Source organism: Chitinophaga sp. HK235 (genome assembly GCF_018255755.1).
Taxonomy (GTDB): domain Bacteria; phylum Bacteroidota; class Bacteroidia; order Chitinophagales; family Chitinophagaceae; genus Chitinophaga.
Genome location: NZ_CP073766.1, coordinates 5806138 through 5819511, shown reverse-complemented (window position 1 = coordinate 5819511; position 13374 = coordinate 5806138). Strand labels below are relative to the sequence as shown.

The following is a 13374-nucleotide window of genomic DNA, read 5'->3' as shown; positions in this document are numbered from 1 at the left end:
ATTAGCCATTAGTTGCAGCCGCCGCTTACCTCAACACCATCTGCCGGTCGGCATCCAGCCGCAGCATAATAAATATCAGCATGGTAAAGGTCATCATTGAAGAACCTCCATAACTCACCAGTGGCAACGGAATACCGATCACCGGCGCCAGACCAATGGTCATCGAGACGTTAATAGCCAGATGGAAGAAGATAATACTGGCCACCCCATAGGCATATACACGGGAATAAGTCGATCGCTGTCGTTCAGCTACAAAAATGACCCGGAAAAGCAGCGCTACATAAAGCCCCAGAAACACAATGCTGCCTATAAAACCAAAGTCTTCCCCTATAGTACAGAAGATAAAGTCAGTACTCTGTTCCGGTACAAAGTCGTAACGGGTTTGGGTTCCTTTCAGGTAACCCTTGCCCCAGAAGCCGCCGGAACCAATAGCAATCATACTCTGCCGGGTATTATAGGTGGCCTTGGGATCGTTCTCTTTACCCAGCATCACCTCAATACGGCGTACCTGGTAGTCTTTCAGCACCTTCGTAAAAGCAAAAGGCACTACAAACATCACAAATACCGAACAGAAGGCGTATACACCCAGTATGATCAGCAACCTCGACCGCTTCCGTTTTATCTCCCGGCGCATAAAATAAATGACCAGCGCCGTGATAACAGAGAAGATGGTAAACAGTATGTATTTATCCACCAGGAGGGCAGACAGTACCAGCACAATACCGGAGAAGGCTATTATCAGCAATACACCAGGCAAACCTTCACGAAACATCACCAGGAAGAAGGAGAAATATACCAGCGCCAAACCTGTTTCGTCCTGCAGAATAATGATAGCAGCCGGGATCAGTGCGATCGCACCGGCTATCAATCGTGATCGCAACTTGGTAAAGTCCGTTTCCTGCGACGATAGGTATTTAGCCAAAGCCAGGTTGGTACAGAGTTTTGTGAGCTCAGCCGGTTGAAACTGAAACCCGCCTACTACCAGCCAGGAGTGCGACCCCTTTACGTCTTTACCGATAGCCAGTACTAATAGCAGCAGCAGTAGCCCCCCGGCATACAACAGGTTGGAGGTAGCCGTAAAAAACTTACTGTCTGTTAGCCAGATGATGGAAGCCAGTACCAGCGACACACCCAACCACATCATCTGACGCGAATAGTTTTTATTCAGGTGGATGATATTCTGCCAGATGTTGTCATCACCACGGTATTCCGCAGCGAAGATGGACATAATGCCGATGATCACCAGCGCCAGGTACAGGCCTACTATAGGCCAGTCAATCCCTTGTGTCAGTTTGGCTTGCGAGCGGTTCATTATCGGTTCCTCTGTTTATACGTTTGAATTATTTAGTTCCGTTTTTCTTGATAATAGCACTGTTGTTGAGCGAGTCCAGTTTGGATCTGTTCACCATAGCCGGGTCCATAGTCACCGTTTCCATCACGGATTTCATGAGGGCCTGTCTTTTGACGGAGATGGAGTCTTTCAGGTATTTCTCCATCATCAGACTTGCGATAGGCGCCGCATAACGGGCACCGAAACCGGAGTTCTCAACGATTACGGCAATGGCTATACGGGCATTTTCTGCCGGTGCAAAGGCTACGAACGCAGCGTGGTTTTTCAGTTTGGTCCGTTTACCATCTACGAAGCCATAGTTTTCGGCCGTACCGGTTTTACCACCAATGGTGATACCTTCGATCTGGGCCACACGGCCGGTACCACTTTCCACCACATCGGTCATACCATGGATTACTGCACTATACGCAGTATCGGAGATATGGGCTACCACGTGTCTTTCCTTGTATTTATCCAGTACGTGGGTATCGTCGTTATCAATGCTCTGTACAAAGTGCGGAATAAAATAAGAACCGCGGTTAGCTACGATGCACATGGCGTTGGCCATCTGAAGAGGCGACAGGGTCAGCTCACCCTGCCCGATGCCGAGGAACACGGAAGTACAGGAGTTCCAGCTGCCTTTATACATTTTATCGTAGAAAGACGGTGTAGGTACGGTTCCTCTGGCTTCACTCGGGATGTCTATCCCGATACGGTGACCAAAGCCGAAGCTATGCATATAGTCCGACCATTTCTGGAGGCCGCCGGTTCTGATGCCACCAAATTTGCCGGCATCTACACTGAGTCGGTATACGTGTGCAAAATAAGAGTTACAGGAGTGGGAGAGTGCCAGCCGCAGGTTGGCCGCGTGACCGGCATCATGGTGCTCACACTTGATGGGCCTGCTACAGCCGTAGTAGGCGCCACCGCAGGGATAACCAAAGCTGGGCGTGATCACACCTTCATCCAGCCCTACCAGCGCGATCATCGGCTTGAAGGTGGAACCTGGCGGATAGGTAGCCTGAATGGCCCTGTTAAAAGTGGGCTTTGTTGTATCACGGTTCAGGAGTACGGAGTTGCTGCTACGGTAAGAACCGGTGAGCAGGTTAGGGTCGAAGGTGGGAGCGCTTACCATGGCCAGGATACCGCCTGTTTGCGGATCTATGGCCACAATACTGCCCATCTTGCCTTTCATGAGTTTTTCCCCGAACTGTTGTAATTCTATGTCCAGCGACAGGCGCAGGTTCTTACCTGCAATAGCGGCGCTGTCGAATTCCCCGTTCTCATAAGAGCCCTGTGGCCTGTTAAGGTTATCTTTTACAAGATATTGGATACCGCGCTGTCCCATCAGGATGCCTTCGTAGGTCCTTTCGAGGCCTGCGAGGCCGAGGTAGTCTCCGGAGTTATAGGAAGAATAAGCTGAATCCTTAAGGCGTTCCGGCGATATCTCCCCGATATATCCCAGGATATTGGCGGCTGCGGCGTAGGGATAGGAGCGGATCTGACGCGGCACCAGCTCAAATCCGGGCTGGAAGAGGTACATACTTTCCTGCAGCTGGCCAAAGACTTCAGCTGGCAGCAGGGCAGCAAAAACAGATTGTCGGACGCGGCCGTTTCTCACGATGGCGTTAACAATACGTTTTCTGAATTCGTCCTTATCGATGTTTAAGATCTTACAGAGATAAGCAGTATCAATGCTTTTAACGTTGGCAGGTGTAACTACGAGGTCGTACAACACATCGTTACTCAGGATAGCACGGTTTTGCCGGTCGTAGATGATACCACGGCTGGGGTATACCACCTTCCGTAGTACGGCGTTGGCATCCGCCAGCTTGGCGTATTTCTTTTCTACGATCTGCAGGAAAAACAACCTGGTAATGATCAGCACCACCATCCCAAGTATAATCGCCTGTATTACTCTTTTTCTGGGCTGATTAAAAACTGACATGCTATTGAGGACGGATAAATTTTTAACTTTTTATTGCTGGCAGTATCGCTGACAGCTTCCACTTCCATCTATAAATTTAATAGTAATATTTGGCAACCACTAAAAACGAAGTCCTATTTCTTTGTGAAAAATAGCAATTCATACAAGACGATCAGGAAAAGGCTGGCGGCAGTTGACAGGAGAATTTTCAGCATTAAATACAACAGGTTTCCAAAGCCAAAAACTTCCAGTGTAAAAAAGACCACATGATGCAGGAATACCAGTATCGCCGCGTAGATCAGGAACTGAGATACGCCCATGCTGGTCATGGACGGCGTTTTCTGGGTAGTTTCAAAACCACCCTGTGGTGACAGTACGTTGATGATAAACGGGCGCAGGTAAGCGATGAATACGCAGGCGGCCGCGTGTATCCCCATGGTGTTGGAAAACATGTCGAGGGAAATACCCATCAGGAACCCCAGTAACATTACCATCGGGCGCGGCAGGTTAAAAGGCAGCGCCAGGATAAAAAGCATGTACAGATAGGGGCTCACCAACTGATGAATCAGTATCTTGTTGAGCACAAATACCTGTATCAGCAACAGGAATGCAAACCGGATAATATTTCTTAGCAGTATACTCATTTGATCAACTTGTACGTTGAGTCTTCTAGTCGTTGTTGTTCATCTTTCAGCAGGTTCTCTATCACATACACATATTGTACGCCGTAGAAATTGGTAGCCAATTTCAGGCGGATAGTGAAAGAGGTACCGGCTTTGTCAGCGATTGTCACTGAATCTATGTATCCAATAGGGATATTTTCCGGGAACAGGGCAGAGAAGCCGCTGGTAACCACGGTATCACCTTTGTGTACTTTGGCGCTTTTAGGGATGTCTTTCAGCTGGGCATAACCGGCGCTTTCGCCATCCCAGTGTACAGATCCCATTTCCTTGCCTTTGGCCAGCCGGGCACTGATGGCCACGGAGTTGGATTTGGAGAGCATGGAGAGCACCACGGCATAGTTGTCGCTTACGCTTCTTACTACACCTACCACGCCGCTGCTGCTGATTACGCCCATATTGGGTCGGATACCCTGCAGGCTGCCGCGGTGGATCGTGAGATAGTTGATGGGTTTGTTGACGGAGTTGTTGATTACTTTCGCCTCAAAGTATTTATAGCGGCGGATCTGGGTACCGATTACCCGGTGAAGGGTGTCATCGCTGTACTGGCGGATCGTATCTATTTTGAGGCCGGTGCCGGTCACCATGGAGTCAAAGCTGGTATGCAACGCATTGTGCAGGCGGGTGTTTTCAGCTACCAGGCTGTCATTGGTGGCTTTCAGATGGAAGTAATACTGTACGTTGTTATACTTGTCGTACAACTTTCCACTGACATTATTGGCGGAGTTAAGATAGGCTGATCGCTGCAGGTTATTGTTCTGAAATACCAGGACAATACAAATCACTTCCAGCAGCAGAAATAAGAAGAAGTTGAAATATCGCCTAAAGAAAATGATTAAATTCCGCACAAGCGCGAGTCATTTAAGGATTTGGTTATTTGAATATTTGGTTATTTAGGAGACCTTTTTCTGTGAGATAATCCCTAAATAACCAAATATTCAAATAGCTAAATAGGTTTATTGCATTAGGAACGGATATTTACCCACATGTTTCAGGGCGATGCCGGTGCCTCTTACCACTGCACGCAGCGGATCGTCCGCTACATGAACCGGCAGTTTGATTTTCTGGGCAAGGCGTTTGTCCAGGCCACGCAGCAGCGCACCGCCACCTGTCAGGTACAGTCCTCTGCGATAAATATCTGATGCCAGCTCTGGCGGCGTTGTTTCCAGCGCCTTCAGGATGGCTTCCTCAATTTTAAAGATAGATTTGTCCAGGGCTTCTGCTATTTCCTGGTAAGATACCATGATCTGTTTAGGGATACCTGTTACCAGGTCACGACCGTTTACCGGGATATCATCAGGCGGATTGTCCAGTTCTTTCAGGGCAGATCCGATATGGATTTTGATTTGTTCTGCGGTTCGTTCACCGATCAACAAGCTATGGTAACGACGCAGGGCTTCCATGATATCGGCAGTGAACTCGTCACCGGCGATACGGATACTCTGGTCACAAACGATACCAGCGAGGGCGATCACGGAGATACCGGTGGTACCACCGCCGATGTCAATGATCATGTTACCCACCGGCTCTTCCACATCAATGCCAATACCCAGGGCAGCAGCCATTGGTTCGTGTAAAAGGTATACTTCCTTCGCTCCGGCCTGCTCAGCAGAGTCACGTACGGCTCTCTTCTCCACCTCAGTAATACTGGAAGGAATGCAGATCACCATACGCCAGCTGGGAGCAAACAGCGGCTTTTTAGGGTAAACCATTTTTATCAGTTCCCTGAGCATTCCCTCAGCGGCGTTAAAGTCCGCGATCACACCATCCTTCAGGGGACGTATCGTACGAAGATATTCGTGTGTTTTTTCGTGCATCATCATGGCCTTCTTACCAACAGCCACAATTTTACCGCTAGCCCGTTCTATCGCTACAATGGAAGGCTCGTCCACAACCACTTGGTCATTATGTATAATCAGCGTGTTCGCTGTACCCAGATCAATCGCGATTTCCTGCGTTAAAAAATTAAAAAATCCCATTGTTGATACGGTCAAAAATTAGAATGCAAAAATGAATAATTCCAACGAATATACGATGCAAAAAGTGGATATTCTTGCAATAATACGGCTAAATATTAAAAAAACTTGTTTGTTGTGTAAACGGCATAGAAACAGCTCTCTTTATGCTCTGCACTCATGAACGGAAATACCTTCAGAATATTTTCAATCAGGTGATTTTTATCAGATAAATTCATAGCCGATATCTCTCCGGTAAGTCTTGCCCTCAAAAGCGATCTGCTCCGCCGTTTGCACGGAATGTGACAACGCAAGCGACAGGGTGGAAGCCAGTGAAGTGATGGCCAGCACACGTCCTCCGTTGCTTACAACAGTATCTCCCGTTTGTTTGGTGCCCGCATGAAATACGATCTGGTCGTTGGTAGGTGCCGGTACCCCGCTGATAACCTTGTTTTTCTCATAAGCCTCCGGGTAACCTTTAGACACCAGCATTACGGTGGCGGCTGCACGTGGGTCGGTGAAAATCGTTTGCTGTGCCAGCGTGCCATTCAGAACAGCGGTAAACAGCTCCGGCAGGTCGTTCTGCAAACGGGGCATCACCACTTCTGTTTCCGGGTCGCCCATCCGACAGTTATACTCAATTACAAAAGGCTCTCCCTCTACATTAATCAAGCCAAAAAAGATAAATCCGTTGTATTTAATGTTTTCTTTTGACAAACCCTCTACGGTAGGGCGTATTACCTTGTCTTCCACTTTTTTCATAAACGCAGCATCTGCAAAAGGTACGGGTGATACCGCTCCCATGCCGCCTGTGTTCAGGCCCTTGTCGCCTTCCCCGATCCGTTTATAATCTTTCGCTTCCGGCAATATGCTGTAGGAATGCCCGTCAGTGATCACAAACACCGACAGCTCGATACCTGTCAGGAACTGCTCTACTACCACGGTTTTGCTGGCATCACCAAACTTAGCTTCACGGACCATCTGCTCAAACTCCGCAACTGCCTCTTCGTGGGAACTGGTGATCACCACCCCTTTACCAGCGGCCAATCCGTCGGCTTTCAATACAATTGGTAAGGAGTGCTGCTGAAGATAAGCTACCCCCTCCTCAAAGTTGCCGGCATTAAACTCCCGGTAACCGGCGGTAGGGATGTCATGCCGCTGCATGAATAGTTTAGCGAAAGCCTTGCTGCCCTCCAGCCGGGCTCCTTCCTTTGAAGGCCCCATCACCGGAATATGCTGCAGCGCTGCATCCTGGGCAAAATAATCGTAAATACCATTTACCAGGGCCTCTTCCGAGCCCGGTACTACCAGGTCTATAGCGTTTTCCAGACAGAAAGACCGGATCTTCTCAAATTCACTCACGCCCATATCCACATTAATACCACACTGCGAAGTGCCGGCATTGCCTGGCGCGATGAATAACTTGCCACAATGAGGGCTTTGGGACATTTTCCGGGCCAGAGCATGCTCCCGGCCACCACTACCTAGTAATAATATGTTCATATGAATTGCCTAATAAATGCAGGTGCGAAAGAAAATGCAAAGAAAGATCAAAAAACCACAAAAAACCATAAAAAGTGCGCATTTCCACCATTTTTTTACGAGATAACTGAATTTAGTTAACTTGCCACGTCTAGAGACTTAACAGAACCTTAAAACAACTATTGCTAAAACTAACCATTTATGATGCAAACAGCTGTTGCACAGAAGCCGGTCGATGCCTCGCAAAAGAGTCATCCTAAGGGCCTCTATGTATTATTTACCACGGAAATGTGGGAACGATTCAATTTTTATGGTATGAGAGCGCTGCTGACGCTCTTCCTGGTAAATGCCCTGTCTTTCTCTGAAGCTGAATCCTCCTATGTCTATGGCGGCTTTCTCGGCCTTTGTTATCTTACACCTATGCTCGGCGGTTATATCTCCGACCGCTACCTGGGAAACAGGAACTGTATCTTATTAGGTGGCTTTGTAATGGGTATCGGACAACTACTCATGGTCATCAGTGCCACTATATACAGCAGCAGCCCTGATACGTCCAAAATGGTGGTTTGGCTGGCTCTGCTGGTAATCATCTTCGGCAACGGGTTCTTCAAACCCAACATCTCCTCTATGGTAGGCCAGCTGTATCCTAAAAACGACGGCCGTCTGGATGCTGCCTTCACCATTTTCTACATGGGTATCAACGTCGGTGCTTTCCTCGGAATGTCCATCTGCTCCTTTGCCGGTGACGTGAAAGTAGACAACGTAAGGATGGTAGGCGCCTTCAAATGGGGCTTCCTCGCTGCCAGTATCGCCATGTTCCTGGGAACCGCACTGTTTTATTTCCTGAAAGATAAATATGTAATCACCCCCGATGGTAAAGCTATCGGCGGCAAGCCAGATTTCAGCAAACCTGCTGCTAACCTGGCCGAAGGCGAAGCAGACAAAGCCAAATTCTCCAACACCGCCATCTTCGGCGTACTGGGTCTGCTGGTAGCACTCTTCTTCATTATCCACTACCTGTCACTCGACCCCAACCCGATCAAATCCTGGCTGTATCCTTTCATCTATGCATCCGGTATCAGCCTCGCTGTTTTGATCCTCACCGATTCGAGTATCACCAAAGTAGAAAGACAAAGAATCCTCGTGATCTACTTTGTAGCCTTCTTTGTAATCTTCTTCTGGGCCTGCTTCGAACAAGCCGGATCCTCCCTCACCTTTATAGCGGACTACCAGACAGACCGCCACTTCTTAGGCATCGAACTGCCACCCAGCCTTATACAGAACTTCAACTCCATTTTCATCATCGCTTTTGCCCTTCCTTTCAGCTGGTTATGGCTGAAATTACAGAAGCGTAACATGGAGCCTATCTCCCCGGTAAAACAATCTATCGGTCTGGCTTTGCTGGCATTCGGCTTCTTTATCATCGCTCTCCAGGTGAAAAACCTCGGTGCAGATGAGAAACTGGGCGTAAGCTGGCTGATATTAATGTATCTGTTCCACACACTGGGTGAACTCTGCTTATCTCCGATAGGTCTGTCTCTCGTGTCCAAACTGGCACCACACCGTTTCTCTTCCCTGCTGATGGGTGTATGGTTCCTTGCCAATGCTGCTGGTTATGCACTCGCTGGTACACTGGGCGCATTGCTGCCTCCTACACCAGACAAGTTTATCGAAGCCACTAAAAATGGTATAGACCTGAAAGGCATTCTGGACGGTACTATTACTGCCACCGCACAGCAACTCGACAAACTGCACGAGCTGAAACTGGCCACTCATTACCCCACTTTCGCCGGATTCACCATCCACAACCTCTATGACTTCTTCATGGTATTTGTGATCCTGCCAGGTGCTGCAGCCGTTCTGCTGTTCCTCTCTACCAGCTTCCTGAAAAAATGGATGCATGGCGTGAAATAAATAATAATACCTTACACATAAAGAGAAGACCGAAGCAAACAGTAATTGCTTCGGTCTTCCTTTTTATACGGGATTTATAATTCCCTATTCGTAATTTCAGCCCTTAACTCTACCTTAACTCTACCTTATGTCTGACAACAACTTCAAACCTTTTGTACCCCCTGGCGTACAGATGAAGGAATTTACCCTCAAATCCATTTTGTTAGGCTGTCTTTTCGGGATCATCTTTGGCGCCGCCACCGTATACCTGGCGCTGAAAGCCGGCCTCACTGTTTCAGCCTCCATACCTATCGCCGTAATTGCCATCACCCTTGGCCGGAAATTTTTCAACACCACCATCCTGGAAAATAATATTATCCAGACCACTGGTTCTGCCGGCGAATCTATCGCTGCCGGGGTGGTATTTACCTTGCCAGGCTTCCTGTTTCTCAGCGATGGGGGCGGAGCACAGTTCTTTAATTATTTCACGATCCTGATACTGGCCATCTTTGGTGGTATCCTCGGTACCCTGATGATGATACCGCTGCGCCGGTCACTGATCGTTAAAGAACATAAAACCCTTCCCTATCCGGAAGGTACGGCCTGCGGTGATGTGCTCATCGCCGGGGAGAAAGGTGGTGACTTTGCCCGGACAGCCTTCTACGGCCTGGGCTTCGCCTTCGCCTATGCTATCCTGCAAAAGATCCTGCATGTAATCGCCGAAACACCGGAGTACATGACTAAACAGGCCAGCAAATTTTTCCCTTCTGCCAAAATCAGTGCAGACATCACCCCGGAGTATATGGGTGTGGGTTATATCATCGGTCCGCGTATTGCAGGCGTACTGGTAGCCGGCGGCGTGCTGTCCTGGCTCGCCCTGATCCCTCTGCTGGCCTCCCTGCTGCCACCCGATATGATCGCCTCCCAGCTGGTAAAAATCGGTTACCTCGCCAGCCTGCAAACGCCTGGCGGACAAGGCAACTGGGACCCGGTAGCACATACCTTCTCAGATTATTCTTCTGCTGTATACTATGCCTATGTACGCCAGATCGGCGCAGGCGCTGTAGCTGCGGGCGGATTTATCACCCTGCTCAAAACAATCCCCACGATCATCTCTTCTTTCAAAGGCAGTCTGGGTGCCATTAAAGAGGGCAAAGAAAACAACGGCTCCCGGATGGACGTACCCAGAACAGAAAGAGACCTGAGCCTGAAAATAGTACTGTTCGGCAGCATCGCTTTAATCCTCCTGATGGCCTTCCTGCCGCAACTGCCTGGCGACTCTATCGGTAAAAAACTGCTGGTAGGTTTGCTGGTAGTGGTATTTGGCGCATTCTTCGTCACTGTGTCCAGCCGCATCGTAGGGCTGATCGGATCTTCCAATAACCCTATCTCCGGTATGACTATCGCCACACTCATGGGTACCTGCCTGGTATTCATCGCCGTAGGCTGGACCGGAAAGGTATACGAGCCCATGGCCCTGGTAGTAGGTGGTATGATCTGTATCGCCGCAGCCAATGCCGGCGGCACTTCCCAGGATCTGAAATCCGGATACATTGTAGGTGCCACTCCCATGTACCAGCAGCTGGCCCTGTTTATTGGCGCTATCGTATCCTCTATTGTGATCGGGCTCACCGTAAAATTCCTTGACAAGCCCACTGCTGAGATGATCAGCAAAGGCATCACCGAACATGCTATCGGCAGCACTTACTATCCGGCACCACAAGGCACCCTCATGGCTACACTGGCTAAAGGTATCCTGTCGTTCAACCTCGACTGGCAGTTTGTACTGGTAGGTGTTTTCCTCGCTATTACCATGGAACTGTGCGGAGTCAACGCTCTTTCTTTTGCAGTAGGGGCTTACCTGCCGCTGTCTACCACCCTCCCCATCTTCGTAGGCGGTGCTATCCGTGGCGTAGTAGACTATAAAAACAAAAAGGCGAATGTGCATACTTCTGCTGCAGAAGAAGAACTGGGCAAAGGCAACCTGTTTGCTACCGGCCTGGTAGCCGGCGGTGCAGTAGCTGGCGTGATCATCGCTATACTCTCCGGCTTCGACTGGTCTGCTGCTGTCCTCACCAAACTGAATGCAGAAAGCGGCCTTTCCGGCATCCTGGGCCATGGCGGCTACTATGTGCTGGGATGTGCATTCTTTGCCTTTATGGGCTGGTATCTTTACCGTACTGCACGTAAAGCATAAACGATCAACTTTTCAAGATACCCTCAGATGCCGGTACGGGATGTAACAATCCTGCACCGGCATCCGTTTTTCTACTTGAAATTGATTATTTTTATCCGAATTTTATTACATCTTTCTATAATAAGTACCTATGCGCACACTTGTAACCGCATTACTCAGTGCAGTTGTAATCCTTGCCAGCTCCTGCGGAAAAGAAAAAAACGATAGTAAAGACCGTAAATTCGTTTCCGTAAAACTGGACAACAGGATCTTCCTCAGCGAAAACCCCAAAGGCCTGATATATGCCCCCGATTTTACCACCGGTAACCCCGCCGATGAATATCCTCAAATGGAAATCACTGGCAAAACCAGCACCGGCGATATCATCAACTTTACCATGGTGGCCCCTGCATTACCTTTCAAACCAGGCGCATACCCCTGCAGCAAAGAAGGTAACAGCATCATGATAGTAGTCAACAGTGGCAGCTATCCCGCCACCTATTCTTCACAGGGCAGCTCAGACTGTGTTATTACAATCGGCAGCATAGACAATGTTTCCGTGGAAGGTACTTTCTCCGGTACGGTGAAAGATCTTAGCGGTACCGGCACAAAAACCATCAGAAACGGTGCTTTCAGAGCTGTCATCACCATGATAGCCAGACCATAAAAAATTAGCCCAGGACTGAAGTCCTGGGCTAGATTCAAGTTCTGAGCTAATTTAATCAGATAAAATCCATCTTTTCGTAGTGCTGCTTCAGGATCTGCTGATCATCAGCACTCAGCCACTTGTTGAGTAATGTGGCATAAACACTTTTAAAGTCCACCTTATACTGTAAATCCCCATCCTTCAGGTTCATCAGGTCGGGCCCTTCATTGAGGATACCTTGTTTTTTCAGACCTCCACTAATCAGAAACATATTATTGGCAGTGCCATGGTCGGTACCACCGCTGGCATTCTGACTCACCCTGCGGCCAAATTCGGAGAAGGTCATTACCGCTACGTCCTGGAAACGGTTGTTCTTTTTGAGATCACCGGTAAACACAGTCAGGGCCTCGCTCAGCTGCTTAAAAAGGCGAGCCTGCTGGTCCTGCTGATTCACGTGTGTATCAAAGCTTCCATGTGAAACATAATACACTTTGGTATTGATGTCTGACATAACCAGGTTGGCGATGGTGCGCAGATTACGCCCCAACTCCGTAGCCGGATAATTCTCCTTCGATTGGTAGGTCTTAAACTGCTGCTGGATGTAGGCCGCTGAGGAAATCGTTTCTGCCATGGTTTTGTAGAGATATTCTACATTATGATGTTCATCTTCATGGGCATGTTGCTGTAACAAGTCTTTGAAATACTTGTCGTTGCTGGTGTTTGAAAGACGGCCGGGATCTGTGAGTGCCAGGCCTTTGTTATGATCACCTTTCAGTGCCAGGCTCAGGGTATCATCTATCTCCAGTGCCTGTGTGGGCTTATCACAACCATTGCACTGTGCATCGAGGTAACGGCCTATCCAGCCGTCGTTCCAGAATTCATTGGACTGACTGGCAGAATGCCAGATGTCCATAGAACGGAAATGGGAACGGTCAGGATTGGGGTAGCCCACATTATTCAGGATGGCCATCGAGCCTTCATCATATAAGGATTTCAGCCCATCCAGGGAGGGGTGGATGCCCAGTTCATCATTGAGTGAGAGCGCAGTCTCCCTTTTGATGCCCAGCACCGGACGGGAACGGTAATAGATATCATTACGGTAAGGGATGATCGTATTCAGTCCATCGTTTCCGCCAGACAGCTGTATAATCACCAGCACTTTGTTGCCGGGAGGCACCAACGCTCCGGATTCAAAAGCTTTCAGGAATTTAGGCATCATCATGGCCGCAGAAGCCAGGGAGCCTACCTGTAAAAAACGACGCCTGTTAAGTATATACATAACTTT

Annotated in this window: 10 protein-coding genes; 3 read left to right on the top strand and 7 right to left on the bottom strand. The window is 48.8% G+C overall.

The genetic code is table 11. From position 1 onward, the window contains the following. Positions 1-25: 25 nt before the first annotated feature. From rodA to purD, 6 genes are all read right to left on the bottom strand, one after another. Positions 26-1312 carry a rod shape-determining protein RodA gene (rodA, locus tag KD145_RS22025; protein ID WP_212001691.1) on the bottom strand — a complete coding sequence of 429 codons (1287 nt, stop codon included), beginning with the start codon at positions 1310-1312 and terminating at the stop codon, positions 26-28. 28 nt (positions 1313-1340) lie between these two features. Then, positions 1341-3278 (bottom strand): penicillin-binding protein 2, encoded by a 1938-nt coding sequence (mrdA, locus tag KD145_RS22020; RefSeq protein ID WP_212001690.1) that lies wholly within the window; start codon positions 3276-3278, stop codon positions 1341-1343. 113 nt (positions 3279-3391) lie between these two features. Then, on the bottom strand, positions 3392-3901 hold the full coding sequence (gene mreD, locus KD145_RS22015; RefSeq protein WP_212001688.1) for a rod shape-determining protein MreD: 510 nt from the start codon (positions 3899-3901) through the stop codon (positions 3392-3394). Continuing rightward, positions 3898-4785, bottom strand: a complete 888-nt coding sequence (mreC, locus tag KD145_RS22010; protein WP_212001686.1) for a rod shape-determining protein MreC — start codon at positions 4783-4785, stop codon at positions 3898-3900. Before mreC ends, mreD begins: the two co-directional genes overlap by 4 nt. A gap of 108 nt (positions 4786-4893) precedes the next feature. After that, the gene (locus KD145_RS22005) at positions 4894-5916 is read right to left on the bottom strand and encodes a rod shape-determining protein (protein WP_078669179.1); all 1023 of its coding nucleotides are present in this window, start codon (positions 5914-5916) and stop codon (positions 4894-4896) included. Positions 5917-6117: 201 nt separating this feature from the next. Then, on the bottom strand, positions 6118-7395 hold the full coding sequence (gene purD / locus KD145_RS22000; protein ID WP_212001684.1) for a phosphoribosylamine--glycine ligase: 1278 nt from the start codon (positions 7393-7395) through the stop codon (positions 6118-6120). 180 nt (positions 7396-7575) lie between these two features. On the opposite strand from purD, the gene KD145_RS21995 reads away from it, so the two are divergent. From KD145_RS21995 to KD145_RS21985, 3 genes are all read left to right on the top strand, one after another. Next, positions 7576-9288, top strand: coding sequence for a peptide MFS transporter (locus KD145_RS21995; RefSeq protein WP_212001682.1), 1713 nt, complete (start codon positions 7576-7578; stop codon positions 9286-9288). Positions 9289-9415: 127 nt separating this feature from the next. Then, positions 9416-11464, top strand: a complete 2049-nt coding sequence (locus KD145_RS21990; RefSeq protein WP_212001680.1) for an OPT family oligopeptide transporter — start codon at positions 9416-9418, stop codon at positions 11462-11464. Between the two features lie 130 nt (positions 11465-11594). Then, complete coding sequence (locus tag KD145_RS21985; RefSeq protein ID WP_212001678.1) at positions 11595-12110, top strand: hypothetical protein; 516 nt, start codon at positions 11595-11597, stop codon at positions 12108-12110. Positions 12111-12165: 55 nt separating this feature from the next. Here KD145_RS21985 and KD145_RS21980 read toward each other — a convergent pair whose 3' ends face one another. Continuing rightward, positions 12166-13368, bottom strand: coding sequence for a DUF1501 domain-containing protein (locus KD145_RS21980; protein ID WP_212001676.1), 1203 nt, complete (start codon positions 13366-13368; stop codon positions 12166-12168). Positions 13369-13374 lie beyond the last annotated feature (6 nt).